This is a genomic window from Croceicoccus naphthovorans (assembly GCF_001028705.1).
GTDB lineage: Bacteria > Pseudomonadota > Alphaproteobacteria > Sphingomonadales > Sphingomonadaceae > Croceicoccus > Croceicoccus naphthovorans.
Genome location: NZ_CP011771.1, coordinates 123,338 through 139,617, shown reverse-complemented (window position 1 = coordinate 139,617; position 16,280 = coordinate 123,338). Strand labels below are relative to the sequence as shown.

The 16,280-nt window shown below is 64.2% G+C and carries 15 protein-coding genes; 13 read left to right on the top strand and 2 right to left on the bottom strand.

The features are described 5' to 3' along the window. The first annotated feature begins 55 nt into the window (after positions 1-55). On the top strand, positions 56-1,036 hold the full coding sequence (locus tag AB433_RS18295) for a ParB/RepB/Spo0J family partition protein (RefSeq protein WP_037485761.1): 981 nt from the start codon (positions 56-58) through the stop codon (positions 1,034-1,036). Positions 1,037-1,051: 15 nt separating this feature from the next. Further along, positions 1,052-1,228: a WGR domain-containing protein gene (locus tag AB433_RS21595; protein WP_081796376.1), complete on the top strand. Its 177-nt coding sequence runs from the start codon at positions 1,052-1,054 to the stop codon at positions 1,226-1,228. 13 nt (positions 1,229-1,241) lie between these two features. Here the strand turns inward: AB433_RS21595 and AB433_RS18290 are convergent, their stop codons facing one another. Next, positions 1,242-1,718 carry a helix-turn-helix domain-containing protein gene (locus tag AB433_RS18290; RefSeq protein WP_223308166.1) on the bottom strand — a complete coding sequence of 159 codons (477 nt, stop codon included), beginning with the start codon at positions 1,716-1,718 and terminating at the stop codon, positions 1,242-1,244. Between the two features lie 231 nt (positions 1,719-1,949). Between AB433_RS18290 and AB433_RS18285 the strand changes: the two genes are divergently transcribed. From AB433_RS18285 to AB433_RS18275, 3 genes are read left to right on the top strand one after another with little or no spacing between them, the layout of a single operon-like run. Continuing rightward, positions 1,950-3,620 carry a Mu transposase C-terminal domain-containing protein gene (locus AB433_RS18285; protein ID WP_037485760.1) on the top strand — a complete coding sequence of 557 codons (1,671 nt, stop codon included), beginning with the start codon at positions 1,950-1,952 and terminating at the stop codon, positions 3,618-3,620. Further along, positions 3,617-4,432 (top strand): TniB family NTP-binding protein, encoded by an 816-nt coding sequence (locus AB433_RS18280; RefSeq protein ID WP_081796382.1) that lies wholly within the window; start codon positions 3,617-3,619, stop codon positions 4,430-4,432. Before AB433_RS18285 ends, AB433_RS18280 begins: the two co-directional genes overlap by 4 nt. A gap of 38 nt (positions 4,433-4,470) precedes the next feature. Next, positions 4,471-5,358 (top strand): TniQ family protein, encoded by an 888-nt coding sequence (locus AB433_RS18275; protein ID WP_245626754.1) that lies wholly within the window; start codon positions 4,471-4,473, stop codon positions 5,356-5,358. On the opposite strand, the gene AB433_RS18270 is transcribed toward AB433_RS18275, so the two are convergent. Further along, positions 5,355-6,323: a hypothetical protein gene (locus AB433_RS18270; protein ID WP_047824532.1), complete on the bottom strand. Its 969-nt coding sequence runs from the start codon at positions 6,321-6,323 to the stop codon at positions 5,355-5,357. The two genes, AB433_RS18275 and AB433_RS18270, sit on opposite strands and share 4 nt — an antisense overlap. Before the next feature lie 212 nt (positions 6,324-6,535). Here AB433_RS18270 and AB433_RS18265 point away from each other — a divergent pair, with 212 nt between their 5' ends. The 8 genes from AB433_RS18265 to AB433_RS18230 all read left to right on the top strand — a co-directional run bounded on the left by AB433_RS18265 (position 6,536) and on the right by AB433_RS18230 (position 16,149). Then, complete coding sequence (locus AB433_RS18265) at positions 6,536-7,735, top strand: tyrosine-type recombinase/integrase (protein WP_007015951.1); 1,200 nt, start codon at positions 6,536-6,538, stop codon at positions 7,733-7,735. Beyond that, entirely contained in the window at positions 7,720-8,133 is a 414-nt protein-coding gene (locus tag AB433_RS18260; protein WP_156170930.1) for a hypothetical protein, read from the top strand. The genes AB433_RS18265 and AB433_RS18260 overlap by 16 nt, the downstream gene beginning before the upstream one ends. A gap of 89 nt (positions 8,134-8,222) precedes the next feature. After that, entirely contained in the window at positions 8,223-9,434 is a 1,212-nt protein-coding gene (locus AB433_RS18255; RefSeq protein WP_245626753.1) for a TolC family protein, read from the top strand. Beyond that, positions 9,431-10,675 (top strand): efflux RND transporter periplasmic adaptor subunit, encoded by a 1,245-nt coding sequence (locus AB433_RS18250; protein ID WP_007015954.1) that lies wholly within the window; start codon positions 9,431-9,433, stop codon positions 10,673-10,675. Before AB433_RS18255 ends, AB433_RS18250 begins: the two co-directional genes overlap by 4 nt. Positions 10,676-10,696: 21 nt before the next feature. Next, positions 10,697-13,861 carry an efflux RND transporter permease subunit gene (locus tag AB433_RS18245; RefSeq protein WP_007015955.1) on the top strand — a complete coding sequence of 1,055 codons (3,165 nt, stop codon included), beginning with the start codon at positions 10,697-10,699 and terminating at the stop codon, positions 13,859-13,861. Between the two features lie 79 nt (positions 13,862-13,940). Further along, positions 13,941-14,588 carry a site-specific integrase gene (locus AB433_RS19665; RefSeq protein WP_007015956.1) on the top strand — a complete coding sequence of 216 codons (648 nt, stop codon included), beginning with the start codon at positions 13,941-13,943 and terminating at the stop codon, positions 14,586-14,588. 75 nt (positions 14,589-14,663) lie between these two features. Then, complete coding sequence (locus AB433_RS21430; RefSeq protein WP_007015957.1) at positions 14,664-14,900, top strand: site-specific integrase; 237 nt, start codon at positions 14,664-14,666, stop codon at positions 14,898-14,900. Between the two features lie 388 nt (positions 14,901-15,288). Beyond that, entirely contained in the window at positions 15,289-16,149 is an 861-nt protein-coding gene (locus AB433_RS18230; protein ID WP_007015960.1) for an IclR family transcriptional regulator, read from the top strand. Positions 16,150-16,280 lie beyond the last annotated feature (131 nt).

Genomic DNA, 16,280 nt, shown 5'->3' with positions numbered 1-16,280 from the left:
TGCCACGTGGCAACAAGCGGCCGACAAATGTGATTTGAAAGGTTTGGAGTAGGCGATGGCAAAGGGTAACCGAGGCTTCGGCAGCAGTTTGACAGAGGGGCTCGACGACGAGATCGACGTCGGCAGCCCTGCGCCATCGGAAAGCATTATGGCGAGCCGTAGTCAGAGCCTTGCGAGAATTGCCGCCGGTAAAGTCGTCACGGATCGCACCGAGTGGGTCGACCCAGCTCGCTGTCGTCCCTGGCGTCTGCACAACCGCGATCTGGACCACTTGAACGAAGAGAGTTGCCGCGATCTCATTGACGCATTCCTCTCCGCTAAGAAGCAGCGCATTCCCGCGATCGTGCGCCGCCTCAAGGATGACCCAGACTACGACTTCGAAATCATAGCGGGCGTAAGGCGATGGTGGACCGTTCAATGGCTCCGCGAGCATCATCACCCGGAATATGAATACCTCGTCACGATCCAAAACGTTTCCGACGAGGAAGCGTTCAGGGTTTCGGACATCGAGAACCGGTCGCGCAAAGACATCTCAGACTGGGAACGGGCGAAGGAGTATTCACGGGCGCTGGAGGAGTTCTACGATTCCAACCAGAGTGAAATGGCAGAGCATCTGAAGATTTCGCGCTCATGGCTCAGCCGTCTGCTCGATGTGGCGCGGTTGCCAGCAGAGATAGTGAATGCCTTTCCCGACACGCATGGCATCACCGTCCGCATCGCAAGAGACATTAAGCCACTCACTTCAGAGAAGCGCACTCTGGACTTGATGGTCGCAGAAAGCATGGCCATTGTTGCTGAGCGCGACGATCTGGGAACGGCTTTGCCCGCTCCCGAAGTCGCAAAGCGCCTTATTCGGGCAACTGTCGCTCCTGCAAAGCCTGCTGGCGGCGAGGTCGAAGTGAAGGGTGCCGCTGGCAAAGTGATCTTGCGCTATGCCCATTCTGCAAGAAGCGGATATACCTTCAAGGTGCCCGCGCGTAGCGGCGCTTCGGCAACTGAAGTGTTGAAGGCCATAGAGGCTATCCTGACGTCCTGACCTTTTGGGGCGTCATTGGGTCCGTTAGTTGCGTCACAAATCGCCTGGGGCCGGATCGGATCGCGCGGGCAGGGGAGGGCGGTCTCGTTTGCGAGCGAGGACGAGGCATCGCGTTTTACCCGCCGGCTGCTGCGTCACCGGTCGTCCGCGCCCAAGCGGATCGACGTGGCGTACCGTGAAGTCTCTTTCTAGCCGCGGGAAGACCTCAGGAGGCCATCTTGGGGCGTTTGGGGGCCAGCGCATGATCTCCGGGGCGCAAGATCGCCAGATCGGCCTTCGCGAGCGCCTGGGCGGCTTGTGAGGCGGTGCGCCGGGTCACGCCGAGCGCCCGAGCCAGTTCGGCGCGGGTGAGCGGGCCGAGGCCACCAATCAATTGCCACATCGCCGGCGCCTGCGACGATGCGTAGAGGCCCGCGAGACATGCTTCCCCGCGCGCAACCATCGCCGTGACGGCGGCGAGGTCCGTTGCCACGTCACTGGCGGCAACGCCAAGCGCATTACCCAGCAGGGCGGGGAGGGGGTGTTCGGGCTCGGCGCGGAACATGCTGCGCGGCGCCAGCCCGGCGAGCGCCAGTGGAGCCGCACCCAGGGCGAACAGCTGCGGGCGCAGCGCGGCGGCGAGCGAGGCGGCCCAGGCGCTCCCGCGCGCGGCAAAACGCTGGAACACGCGGCCCTCGATCACCACCTCCTCGCTGCCGCCCTCGAGAAAGTCGATCTCGTCCTCGCGCAGCTGGCGGAGCCATTCGATCAGGTGTCGGCTGCCAAAGTTTATGGCAACCGAATTTATGCACTAAGTATCAATGCATTAAGGCGATTCCGGGAGCAGCAATTCTGGCAGGCCGGAAATACATGTCGGGCGCTCTGCCAGAATTGATGTCATCGAACGGGTCGATTTCCGGCCAGGGGAGGGCGGGTGATCGAGCGGAAGCCGCAGTCGGCGAAGGCCATCTCAACCGAGGCGCTGGCAACAGGGGCCGAGCTCTATCCGATCTTCAGGCGACATGTTCCGCTCGAGGGATTGATGTCCTCACAGGTCATCGCCGAAGTTTCAGCCGCATCAGGCCTCAGCGCGCGCCAGGTACGCCGGTTGGCGGCAAGATTCCGCGCAAACCCGGTGGCCGCTAGCCTCGCTCCGACACCGCGCGGCCCCCGGATTGGCAGCCACCGCATCGCCGCGCCCGTAAAAGCGGCAATCGAGCGGCTCACCCATGAGATATTCCTGGCAAAGCCGCCGCCAACGGCGGCCTTGGCGGCCCGCGAAATCCACGGATTGCTGCTTGCGGAGGATGGGGAGTTCCGCTTCTCGCCGGGCGTGGTCCCGAGCGAACGCACACTGATCCGCCTGATCGGGGAGATTTCGGAGCCGCAGCGGGCACGATCGAGCATGGGCTCGAAGCAGCGAAGCGCCCATGAACCGCATCCTGGCGAGTATCGAAGCGAGGGTTTGCTCGATCTGGTCCAGATGGATCACACCCGCGCCGATGTGATTCTGGTCGATAGCAAGCATCGCGAGGAACTCGCGCGCCCGTGGATCACATTGCTGGTGGAGGTCTGGACCCGCAGTATTTTGGGCTTTTATGTGAGTTTTGGGGACCCCTCGATCTTCCGCTGCGGCCGGGCGGTCGCTAATGCCCTGTTGCCCAAGGAACCGCTGCTTGAGGAACTGGGCGTCGATGTTTCCTACCCGATGTATGGGCAATTCCGGCGGCTTCATGCCGACCACGCCGCTCCGCACCGGGCCGAGAGCTTCCGGCGTGCTTGCCTGGCCAATGGTATCGATCCCGATATCCGTCCGCGCGGTCCGGCCCACTTTGGCGGGCACATCGAGCGGCTGATCGGCACTATGGTCGGCAGGATGCGCCTGCTGCCAGGTGCGACCGGAGGAAATGTGACCCAGCGTGATGGTTACGATGCCGGCATGGCGGCGGCGATGACCCTGGCGGAGTTCGAGCGCTGGCTGCTGTTGCAGATCGCCATCTATCACAACGCGCCGCACAAGGGATTGCGCGGACAATGCCCCGCGCAGGCCTGGAAAATGGCGGTTTCGGGCCATCTGCCGCTGGTCCCGGTCTGCCTCGATGTCGAGCATCTCACCCGCCAGTTCCTGCCCGTGCGGCAGCGAACCGTGCAGGCCTATGGTGTGCAGATCCTGCATCGCCGCTATTGGCACCCGGTGCTCGCGCCCCGGATTGGCCAGCAGATTACCGTGCATCACGACGAGCGCACGTTGCAGGAGGTTTACGCCGAAATCGACGGACAGTTCGTCGTCCTACCAGTGGTGGGCCACTATCCCGACGTCAGCGAGCCCGAATCGGAAACCGAACGGCAACGCCTGCGGCGCGAAGGGTCAGCGTTCCAGGCTGACGGCGCGCAGGCGGCGACCGCGCGTTATATCGAGGCTGCGCGGCGCGAAGTCGTCGCGGCCCGGCAGCGCACGGCCAGCAGTCGGCAGGAACGCAAGCGCCGGGAGCGGGAAGGGGTATCGCACTCGCCCCAAGCGAAAGGCGGGATCGAGAGGGCCGAGGTTCGCTGGCTCCCGGCAGCCGATCTGCCACAGGATGACTGGCTCAAATGGCGCAAATGAGCGGACATTCGGCCTTCTGGATCGATTTCGACGAGGCGCGCCGCGCGGTCGAGACGCTTGTCGAGCTGGCGCATGACGAGCCGGACGAGCGGCCACCCTGCGTCCTGCTGGTCGGCCAGTCGGGCATGGGCAAGACCTCGATCCTGCGTGAGACCCAGCGCCGGATCGCGCTCGACTTTCCCGAACCCGAGGAATGGGGCGAGGCGCGTTACGAACCGATGCTGCGCACGGTGATCCCTTCGGGTTCGACCGCGCTCAAGATCAACCTGACGCTGCTGTGGAAGCAGGGCTGGCCGATTGCCGGCAAGACGCACCGGATCGCCGATCTCAAGGTCGTCGAGCTGTTGCGCCGCCAAAGGACGCGGCTTGTGGGGATCGACAATGTCCATGCGATCCTCACCGCCGGCGGGAGGGCGCGGCGCGACACGCTCGATGCCTTCCGCTTCCTGATGAGCGAGGGCAATGTGCCGATGGTGGTGGCCGGGCTCGACGTCGCGGCGGACATTTTTGCCGAGGATGTCGAACTGGCCTATCGCTCGATCATCGTGCGGCTCAATCCCTGGCCGCCGGGAGAGCCATCGCAGCGGCTGATCCGGGTTCTGGGGCAGGGGATGCAACTGATCGAGCCTGAGCGGCTCGCCGAGCCCGAAATCGCCGAATTTCTCTGGCGTCACAGCCTCGGCGTCACTGGCAATTTCAAGCGGTTGCTGCATTGGGGGCAGAAGGTGGCCCGCCGCCATGGCCGCGAATGCGTGGAGTTCGCCGATATCCGCGAGGCGGCGGGTCTGCTGCCGAGCCATCCGTCGCGGTGATTGCACTCGGGCTCGAGCCGGAACCGCTCGCATTCCGCGTGCGCCCGCTTGCCGACGAATGCTTTGATTCGTGGATCGATCGGGTCGGACGTGCGCACGATGTCACGCGGAGCGTGCTTTTCCGCCATCTCGGGATCGAACCGGCGCTGGCAGGGCAGGACCTAGGGCGCGGCAGGCGCGGCCTCGACACCACGTGGCACCAGGCCTTCGATGGCCTGGTCGAACGGCTTGCCTGGGCGGTGCAATGCGAGAAGGAGCGGATTTCCGCGACATTTCTGGCTTGCGAGGCAAGCGCCCTGCTGCCGCGCGGATTGCGCCACTATGCCTGTGCACGGTGCTGGTACGAGGCGCGCCGGGCGGGGAAGCCCGAATTCATCCGGCGCGAATGGATCTTGCGGGCGAGCTGGCGGTGCCGGGAGCACGGCCTGCCGGGCAAAGTGCCAGGCGAACCGGGCGGTCGGCTATCGTTGGCGCAATTGGCGCGCTTGGTGGTTCTGGCCGAACGCTCGCTTGCGGTGGCGAGGCCATCGCAGAAGACAATCCGGCGCAATTCCGCGATTCTTGCCCAGTTGGTCCGGCAGTCGGAATGGCAGAGGCACCGGGCAATCGACCATGCCTACCGGGACCGGATTGCAGCAAATGTGTTCCATTTCTCAGCGGATCGCATCGCCATGCTGGCCTTGGCGCATGGTCGGCGCGGTGCGGCCCCTCGGCGTTTCGAGACCCTGATTTCGCAAGCTTTGCCCGAGAGGCCCACGCCGGGCGGCGGCAGCCTGGCCGATCAGAAACCGCCCTATCGCCTGCAAGCCGCTTTCAGGACCAAACCGCGCTCGCACTGGATCGCTCCTGAGTTGCTGAGCCTGCTTTGCGCCTATGGTGCGCTGCGGGCCCGGCAAGGTCGGGAGGCGGTGCTCCAGGCCGCCTAGGCAGCTGTCTCGTGCCGCCAGTCGGGCAGGGCCATGGGGATCGTGATGGCGCAGACAAACGGCGCGAAGGGGCCGTGCGCGCGGGCCAGGTGCTGGGATTCGAGTTGCCGCAGCAGTTTGGCGGCGCCGGCCTTGGTGGCGGGGAGCGCGCGGGCGAGCTGGGCGGGGGTCAGTCCGCCAAGCCCGAACAGCAACATCCAGGCCAGATAGAGCCGCGAGTTCGAACGCTGGTTCGGAAACTCGCGCGCGAAAATGTCGGCCGCGCGCGGCATGCGGGCCACGTCGCAGGCGGTGTCGTGTAGCGCGGCAAGCAGGCTTTCGCGGCCGTCTGTGCGCCGTTCGCCAGCGTCACGATCGGCGCGGAACAGCCGGCGGTGGACGACGCCGACGAAGGGCAGGGGGGTCTCGCTCAACCGGAAGGCTGACCCAAGCGCCACAGCCGCCAGGTTGATCGCCCAGCACGGCGTGCGGGCGGTTGCCGACAGGGCATCGCGCTCATCGCCGCTCGAATAGCGGAACCGGTCGACGAGCGTGAGCAGCCGTTCAAGCGGTGCCTGCGGCAGCTTGGCCTGGTCGAATGCACCCAGCACCGCATCGAGGTCGCCCGTACTCGCGGCGACGATGGCCTCGGCGTCGGCGGCCTCGCTGGCCATCGGCCGGATGGCGATTTTGCGCACCGTGCGGATCGCCTGGGTGAGCGGCTTTTCGCGGGGGCACAGGGCGCGTTCGAGCAGGGTGAGGAAGGCGTTGCGCTGGGCGGCGCATTCGGCGCCGATCAGGGAGGCCCCGAGTGTGATCGCCCGGTCCTGGCGGTATTGCTCCCAGGCGCGCGAGAGCCAGTGGAGCGCCAGCGAAGCGCGCATTTCCGGGGAATAGAGGGCATGGGACGCGAGCAGGCACTTGGCCAGAGTGTCGATCTGGCCGATACGAAAGGCGATGGGGCCGGCGTCGATCGCGCTGCTCAAGCGAATGACCTTCGTTGCTGTGGCTCCGAATTGGCTACCTGCGCCGGGAATCAGGGTCAAATACAAAGTTTACCTAAAGTGCAGTTTGGTATCCTATCTTTCCGACTGTCAAAAACACGGACTTTCCATAATCGGGACTTATGGTAAAATCGGTGTTGCCGAAAGGGCCGATTTTGTCCAAAAAGACCCGGTGAAACCCACCGGAAACTCCCATGCTCGCCGCAACTGATGGGCCGTTCCCGTCTTCGGTCGAGCTGGTCTTGCGCCGTTACGCGCCGCTGGTCGATGCGCGCGGCGCCAGTTCGGTCGGGTTCGAGGCGGCGGTCGCGGCGATGGCGCCGGCGACCAAGGCGGCGATCACCGCCGACCTCAAGTGCTTCCTCGCCTGGTGCAAGTCGCGCCGGCCCGTCGCCACCGCGGTTCCCGCCGAACCCGAGACGCTCGTCCACTACCTGCGCTGGCTGGCCAAGGGTTCTGATACCCGGACACCGGCAAAGCCCGCGACGCTTGCGCGCCGGATCGCCAGCATTGCCCGGGTGCATCGCATGCTCGGGTTCGGCGATTCCGAGCCGTTGCCCACCCAGGCCGGGATGGTCCGTGATACCTTGAAGGGTATCCGCCGCGACAAGCGGCATCGCCAGCGCCAGGCAGGGCCGCTCCGGCTTGGGGACGCCATGGCCGAAGGGCAGGGGGCTCCCGAAGGCGTGACGGTCAAGGCGCTGCTCGCATCCTGCAGCACCGACATCATCGGTCTGCGCGATGCGGCGCTGATCAGCCTTGCCTATGACGCTGGTCTCAGGGTCTCGGAATTGGTCGGAACCGAGGTTGCTGATCTGCGGCAGGTTGGCGACGGCAGCGGCCGCCTCGAGATCGGGCATTCCAAGACCGACCAGCTGGGGGAGGGGGCTCTGGCCTGGCTGTCGCCAGAGACGATGGGTCATATATCAGCTTGGCTGCTTGCCAGCGGAATTGGCGAAGGCCCGGTGTTTCGGCGGATCAATGTGCTGACCAGTCCGCCGGATCCTGCCGGACAGCAGATCGTGCGGCACTACATTGGCGCCAAGCCGCTCACCCGCCAAGGTGTGGTCGCGATCCTGCGCCGCCGGGTACTGGAGGCGATCGATCTCGGCCATGTCGAGCTCGAGCCAGGCATGGAAGGCGACACCGTCCGGGCCTTGAGTGCTCATTCGTTTCGGGTCGGGTTGACCCAGGACCTGTTCGCGGCCGGGGAGGATGGTGCGGGGATTGCGCTGGCGCTGCGCTGGTCGTCGCAGACAACGGCGCTGCGCTACGCACGCGAGCTTGCTGTGGGCAGCAATGCAGCGGCGCGGGTGCTGGGCAATTTGCGGCGCGGGTCAATTTTGCCCAAGAATGATTGCCAAGCCATCGACGGAGATTGCGCGAGCGGTTGAAAGTGTTCCTCATCCGACTGGGTAAACCCGGATTGTCTTGCCGCAGCGCCGATGTTAACCGACGTGTCATGCCAAGATCGGTTCTTCTCCTGATCGCGATAGCAACCCTGGTGATCTGCAACTTGCACTCGCCTTCGATGCTGCACGCCGAGGAAGCCGGACACGACGATCACGCGACGCTCTTCGCGAGCGATCACCACGATTGGACTTCCGATGCGGTGCCCGATGTCGATCATGGCACTGTGGCGCACGACCATCATGGACCGACAGCCATGACGGTGGCGGCTGCGCGGATGGAAATGCCGGTGCCGGTTCCCTCGGCGCTTCATCATTTGGCCGAAGCGTCCAAACTGGCATCCTGGGCCACCGCGCCGCCAATCGAGCCCCCGGCAGCCTGATCGAAGCCGCTAGGCGTGCGCAATTGCGCGCGCCCATTGCGTTTCGGATCAGGAGAGACTTCATGTCACGATTGTTGGCAGCCGCCCTTTTGGCGGGTGCGCTGTATTTACCGGCAGGGCGGGCCGGCGCTGAGCCGCTGACGCTTGAACAGGCGATCGCGCGCGCCAGTGAAGGTGCGCCGCGATTGCAGGCGGTCGAAGCGGCTGTCGAAGCTGCCCGCGCCAGCCAGACCCAGGCAGGGGTGCGTCCCAATCCCACTGTAACGGTGACCGGTGAGAACATCGCCGGGAGCGGTCGTTACGGCTTCCTGCCCCAAGCCGAGATCACCGCAAGCTATTCCCAGATGCTCGAACGCGGCGGCAAGCGCGACGCGCGCACCGCCTGGGCACAGCGCGACGTTGGCGTCGCGGAAGCCTCGACTCGCGTCACGCGCCTCGATCTCGCCGCACGGGTCGAGCGGGCCTGGTTCGATGTCATCATCGCCGACGAAGTGGTCTGGGCGGCGAAATACCGGCTCAAGACCGAACGCGAAATGCAGGCCGAGGCGCTGCGACGGGTGCGCGGCTACAAGGACCCGCTGTTCGTCGAGACCCGTGCGGCCGCCCGAGTGGCGCAGTCGGAGATCGCGCTGCATGAGGCCAAACGCCGAGAGGTGGCGGCGCGCAATGTGCTGGCATCCTTTTGGGGCGGAAGCGGCGAGGGGCTTGAGGTCGCAGGCGGTGTCTTGACCGAGGTTAAAAGCCCGCTTGCGATTGCGCCATCCGACGAAGCCTTCGAGACAGCCAAGATCGCCCGTGCGCAGGCTGCCGTCACGCTTGAGCAGTCGCGCGGCGTGCAGGATTACACGGTTTCGGGCGGGGTGCGATACCTGCGCGGAACCGGCGATGTCGCGCTCGTCACCGGGATCACCATCCCCATCGGCCGCTTCGATCGAAATCAGGGCAATATCGAACGCGCCCAGGCCGAGCGCCGCCGTCTTGAATTTGAGGCCGAGGCTGACCGGCTCGAGCGGTTGCGGCGGCTCGCCTCGCTGCGCGCCGAGGCCGATGCCTCGCGCCTTCGCGCCGACGCCATCCGCATCGAAGTGCTGCCGAAAGCCGTGCGCACGCTCGATCAGGTGCGCGAGGGCTATCGGCGCGGCGGCTTCACTTTCCGCGACGTTCAGGACGCGGCCGACGCGATCGTAGAGGTCCAGGAACAATGGATCGCCGCCGCCAACCAGTGGCGCGACCTTCAGACAGAAATCGACCGGCTGTCGGGACGCTTCGATGCGTCCGCCCGGGGGGAGACAGAACAATGACCCATTCCAGCAACATGACCCGTATCCTCGCAACCCTCTTGGCGGTGATTCCGCTCGCCGCCTGCGGCGGTGGCGCGGAAAAGCCCGCTGGCGAGCATGGCGAGGCTGCCGGTCCCGAGAAGGGGCAGCACAATGGCCGGATGCTGCGCGACGGCGACTTCGCGCTCGAAATGACGGTGTTCGAGGACGGCGTGCCGCCGATGTTCCGCGTGTTCCCGACCATGGGCGGAGAGAAGCTCGATCCTGCGAAGGTCGATCTGACCGTGACGCTGCGCCGCCTCGACGGCGAGGTGAACGTGTTCAAGTTCAAGCCGAACGGCGAGATGCTGGACGGCCAGGGCACGGTAGTTGAACCGCACAGCTTCGACGTCGAAGTCGTTGCTGTGGTCGCTGGCAAGCGTCACCAGTGGAAATACGCCAATCCCGAAGGCCAGACGAAAATCCCAGCCGAAACCGCCAGGGCCAACGGCGTGGTGATCGAAACGGCCGGTCCGGCGGTGATCGGCGAGACGCGCGAGTTGTATGGCACTGTCCAACTCGCCAGCACCGGCCGTTCGGAAATTCGCGGCCAGTTTCCGGGACGCGTGGTCTCCGTTACCAAGGCAGTGGGAGACTACGTCCAGCGCGGGCAACTGCTGGCGCGCATCGAATCGGGCGAGAGCCTGCAGGTCTATCCGGTCTATTCGACGGTCAGCGGCGTGGTGGCCGAACGCAACGGCAATCCCGGTGACGTGACTTTCGACCGGCCGCTCTATGTCATCACCGACCCGGCCCAGACCACGGTCGTGTTCAACGTCTTCCCGCGCGATCTCGCTCTGGTACGACCCGGCCAACGGGTAAGCGTCGAGACCATGGACGGCCAGGCGGTCGCCGGCGCCAGGCTCGGCGACTACCTTCCCGAAGGCAATGCCGCCGCAGGTACGGCGCTGCTGCGCGCAATCCTGCCCAATCCGGGCGGGCGGTTCCGCCCCGGCATGGCGTTGCGGGGCAAAGTGACCGTGAATGCCGTGACGGTGCCGCTGGCCGTGCGCACCGAAGCGCTCCAGCCGTTCCGCGACTTCACCGTGGTCTATGCGAACTTTGGCGACAAGTACGAGGTCCGGATGCTCGAATTGGGGCGCAAGTCGCCCGAGTGGACCGAGGTGCTCGGCGGACTCAAGCCCGGGACGCGCTATGCCGCCAAGGGTTCCTTCCTGATCCGCGCCGACATCGAGAAGTCCGGCGCGAGCCACGATCACTGATAGGTGGGAAGGAACAGAACCATGCTCGCCAGTATCATCGGCTTTTCAATCCGTCAGCGCTGGATGGTGCTGGCGGTGGTCGCCATGCTCGCAGGTCTTGGCGCGTGGAGCGCGACGCGCCTGCCCATCGACGCCGTTCCCGACATCACCAACGTCCAGGTCCAGATCAACACCGAGGCCGAAGGCTATTCGCCGCTCGAAGCCGAGCAGCGCGTCACCTTCCCGGTGGAGACCGCGATCGCCGGCATTCCCAACCTCGATTATACGCGCTCGGTCTCGCGCTATGGCCTCAGCCAGGTGACTGTGGTGTTCAAGGACGGCACTGACATCTATTTCGCCCGGCAACTTGTCAACGAGCGCATTCAGGCGGTGAAGTCCCAGCTTCCGCCCGGCATCAAACCCGCAATGGGGCCGATCGCCACGGGCCTCGGCGAAATCTTCATGTACTCGGTCGAACCCAAGCCGGGAGCGAAGAAGCCCGACGGCAGCGAGTGGACGCCGATGGACTTGCGCACACTCAACGACTGGGTCGTGCGCCCGCAGATGCGCACCATCCCTGGCGTTGCCGAGGTTAACTCGATCGGCGGTTATGCGCGGCAATATCATGTCACGCCCGACGCCGGGCGGCTCGCCGCGATCGGCCTGTCGCTGACGGACGTGGTCGAGGCGCTGGAAGCCAATAACGCCAATCGCGGCGCCGGCTACGTCGAGCGCGCGGGCGAGCAGATACTGATCCGTCTACCGGGCCGTGCCGAGAACGAGGTCGACATTGCCCAGATCATCGTCGCCACGCGCGGAGGTGTGCCGATCCGCATCGGCGACGTGGCTGAAGTTTTGATCGGCTCCGAACTGCGGACGGGTGCCGCCACCCAGAACGGCAAGGAGATCGTGCTTGGCACCATCTTCATGCTGACCGGCGAGAACCCGCGCATCGTCGCGCAGGCCGCCGCCGAACGGCTCAGCCAAGTCCAGGCATCTCTCCCTTCGGGCGTGATCGCCCAGCCACTGTATGATCGCACTGAACTGGTCGACCGCACCATCGCGACAGTCGAGAAGAACCTTGTCGAAGGCGCAATACTGGTCATCGCCGTGCTGTTCCTCCTGCTCGGCAATATCCGTGCAGCGCTGATCACGGCGGCGGTGATCCCCTTCTCGATGCTGATGACGCTGACAGGCATGGTCCAGGGGCGGGTTTCAGCCAACCTGATGAGCCTAGGCGCGCTCGACTTCGGGCTGATCGTCGACGGAGCGGTGATCATCGTCGAGAACTGCCTCAGCCGACTTGGCGAGGCCCAGCACCGGCTGGGCCGGCTGCTCGACCGCGACGAGCGCTTCGGGCTGGTTGCCAAGGCAAGCGCCGAAGTGATCCGCCCGAGCCTGTTCGGCGTGGTCATCATCACGGTGGTCTATCTGCCGATCTTCGCTCTCACAGGGATCGAGGGCAAGACGTTCCACCCGATGGCGCTCACGGTCGTGCTCGCGCTGACCGCTGCCATGCTCCTCTCTCTCACCTTTGTGCCGGCCGCTGTCGCTCTGTTCGTCACCGGCAAGGTCGAGGAGAAGGAAAATCGCGTCATGGCGTGGCTCAATGCCCGCTATGCTCCGCTGCTCGACTGGGTGATGCCCCGCGGGCGGTTGGTCGTCGGGAGCGCCTTCGCCCTTGTCGCGCTCAGCGCGATTGGCGCGACAAGGCTTGGTTCGGAGTTCAACCCGAACCTTGAGGAAGGCGACATCGCACTTCACGCTCTGCGCATTCCCGGAACCAGCCTCAGCCAGGCGATCTCCATGCAGGAGGGGTTGGAGGATCGCATCCGCAAGTTCCCCGAGGTCGAACGCGTCTTCGCAAAGATCGGCACAGCCGATGTGGCGACGGACCCGATGCCGCCTTCGGTCGCCGACAATTTCCTGATCCTCAAGGATCGCTCCGAGTGGCCCGATCCGAGGAAGCCACGCGAAAAGCTCGTAGAGGAGCTGAACGCTGCGGTTCGTCAGATTCCCGGCAACAACTATGAGTTCACCCAGCCGGTGCAAATGCGCATGAACGAGCTGATCGCCGGCGTGCGCGCCGATGTGGCGATCAAGCTGTTCGGCGACGACCTCGATCAGCTTCTCGAAAGCGGAAAGTCGATCGAAAGTGTGGCCAAGGGCATCGACGGCGCAGAAGACGTCAAGCTTGAGCAGGTTACCGGCCTGCCGGTGCTATCGGTGACGCCCAAGCGCGAAATGCTTGCGCGCTACGGGATCAGTGTCACCTCGGTGCAGGATGCGGTCGCCACGGCTACGGGCGGACGCAAGGCTGGCGAGGTTTTCGAAGGTGATCGACGCTTCGACATTGTGGTGCGGCTGCCGGAGGCGAACCGCACCAACCTTGACGCCCTGGGGCAACTGCCGATCGGTCTGCCAGGAGAAGGCGCGGGCTTTGTGCCCCTTTCGGAACTGGCCGATATCGAAATGTCGGTCGGCCCCAACCAGATCAGCCGCGAGAACGGCAAGCGGCGCGCGGTGATCACCGCCAACGTGCGAGGCCGAGACCTCGGCTCGTTCATCAATGAACTGCGCGAGACGGTCGATGCTGAGGTGACGGTGCCCGAAGGCTATTACGTGGTCTATGGCGGCACCTTCGAGCAGCTTCAGTCGGCAGCGACCCGGTTGCAGATAGTCGTGCCCTTGGCGCTGCTGCTGATCTTTGGCCTGCTGTTCGCGCTGTTCGGTTCGGTTAGGGACGCAGCCGTAGTCTTCTCGGGCGTGCCACTGGCGCTGACCGGAGGTGTCGCCGCCTTGGCCTTCCGCGGGATACCCATGTCGATCTCGGCCGGGGTCGGGTTTATCGCCCTGTCCGGCGTGGCGGTGCTTAACGGTGTGGTCATGCTCTCGTTCATCCGCGACCTTCGGACACGCGGCATGGCACTCGACCTGGCGATCCGCGAAGGCGCGCTGACCCGCCTCAGGCCGGTGATGATGACCGCGCTGGTCGCCTCCCTGGGCTTCGCGCCAATGGCGCTCAACGTTGGAGCCGGCTCCGAAGTACAACGCCCGCTGGCAACCGTGGTGATAGGGGGGATCATCTCCTCGACGATCCTGACGCTGCTGGTCCTGCCCGCGCTTTATCGGATATTCCACCATCCTAAGGAACGACCCGAGACCAGCGCGAAGACTAAAGGCGGGGAACCCAACAGGGCGTCATGACAGACTGTCGCAGGTACACTTATTCAAGTGCCGCAATGCCATTAAATTTGACACGGCAATGATCGACGAGATTTGGTGATTGTCATTAACTCTGGCAGCCGACAACCCCGTCGCAGCGGCATCCTCGGCCGTCTTCGATCCCCTGTTGCAGGACGAGATTGCGGCGGCCCGTTCCTACCGCACCCAGGCCAAGGCCGCCAACACCATTCGTGCCTATGCGAGCGATTGGGCGCAGTTCGAGGGCTGGTGCTGGGAACGAGACCTCGATCCCTTGCCGGCGTGGCCCGAAGCGGTGGCGACCTATCTGGCCGCGCTGGCCATGGCGGGCAAGGCCGACAGCACCATCGCGCGGCATCTCGCGGCGATCGGGTGGAAGCACCGCCAGGAGGGGTTGGTCGCGCCGGTGCAGCGCGACGAGCGGATGGTGATCGCCGACACGCTGGCCGGAATCCGCCGCGAGCAGCGCGCGCGGCCGTCGCGAAAGAAGGCAGCGGTTAGCGCCAAGGACCTCGCGGCGATGATCGCGAGCGCCGATGGCGAGGGGACGCGCTCCATCCGTGACCGGGCGGTGCTGGCGCTGGGGCTGGCTGCGGCGCTGCGGCGGTCGGAGCTGATCGGGCTTGAGTTACGCGATGTTCAGTTCGTGCCCGAGGGGCTGCGGCTGACGATTCGGCATTCGAAGACCGACCAGGAAGGCGAGGGGCAGGTGGCGCGGCTCCAGGCCTGACTGGCGGTTCGAGGCTCGGCGCCGGGGCCGCTGCTCTGGCAGATCGACCCGCAGGGCAGGGTGGTCGACAGGGTAATGTCCGATCGCTCGGTGGCCAGGCTTGTGCAAAAATATGCGGCCAGGGTCGGGCTCGATCCGGCAACGGTTGGGGGGCATTCTTTGCGGGCGGGGCTCCTGACCGAAGCCGCGCGTTCGGGCGCCTCGATAGCCAAGATGCAGGAGGTATCGCGGCAGAAGAAGGTCGAAGTGCTGCTCGGCTACGTGCGTTCAGCTGAATTATTTGGTGACCACGCGGGCAAGGGCTTTTTGTAGTACTCGCAAAGATTTGGAACATCGTTCCAGAATGGGTCAGCTTCGATCTTGCCAGAATCCTCTCATTCCAACCGGATACATTTTCGGGACAGGGTCACATTCGGCAAAATCACTGAAACCGTTGTCTTGGAGCACCTCGATCGGCATATCGGCCAGCAAGCCGACGCTACAATCGTCAGACCCGCGGATCGTGCTCTCTACTCGATTGAAATGAAGCAGGTCAAACGGCTATCGTCAGCTGCATGTTCAATAGCCAGTTTGAGGCGAGTGGTAGTGTTGGCGTCCAAGGCGGTTGCAAGATTCTGGCTGGCCTCCTAGCGTGGCTATTGAGCCAAGGCTTGCCTCCTTCCGAACGCGAAGGTTCGGATAGCATCTTAATTTAGCAGGTTTGCTGGGAATTGAATTGGCTCGTGAAGCACAGGTGGGAAAATTGGGTATACCAAAATCCAAGGGTGATGAGATATCGAGTGTCGATATTTCCGAGAGTGGCAATCAGCGGAAGTCCATTCAGTCCGTAGAAATTGGGGCAAGGGTCCTTCTTGCCCTGTTGAAGGCGGACCCAGGTGGTGCGTTTCTTCGAGATGTTGCGTCCAGCTCAGGGCTTTCGCGCAGTCAGGCACATCGATATTTACTTGCCTTCGTCAACACCGGAATGGTCGAACAGAATGCGTCCAGCGGGCGGTATTCGCTTGGCACGCTCGCTGTACGCCTGGGCCTGGCGGCTATGGCCAGGCTAGACCCCGTACGCATCGCTACCGGATACCTCGAGGGCCTGCTGGATGAGTTGAAAACGACCGGGCTGCTCAGTGTTTGGGGCGACTATGGGCCAACGGTAATTCGCTTGATCGACGGCGGCGTCCCCCTGTTCACGTCAATGCATGTTGGTTCCACCTTGCCTTTGCAAGGCTCCTCCACCGGCACCCTTTTCCTGACCTATTGTCCGCCTGCGCAAACGCGCGATCGCGTTGAGCGGGAGAGGGCCGAGGGGATTGTTGTCGACGATGGGGAATTGGCTGAGCAAATCGAGTCCGTTCGCAAACTCGGATATGCGAGAACTTATGGGTCCGTGGTGCCGGGTCTTGCCGCAGTATCGGTGCCGATTTTCGATTCGCAAAATCGGCTGGTCGCGACAATGAGCGTTCTTGCCCGTTCACAGGACAAGGCTTATTTCAGCAAGGCAAAGATCGGACGCATTTTGCAGCAGGCGCGGCAAGCAAGCGAAGCGATCGGTTGGCCAGGCCCAGCTTGACCCTTTGTATCGATATGCGTAATGCGTTGCACAATAAGGGCGGCGCCTTCCTTTAACTCCTGACAGCGTGTTGCGGGTTCGATCCGGCCCTGTGGCAGCTTCAGGAGAGCACGGTTCAGTGAACCTTCAAA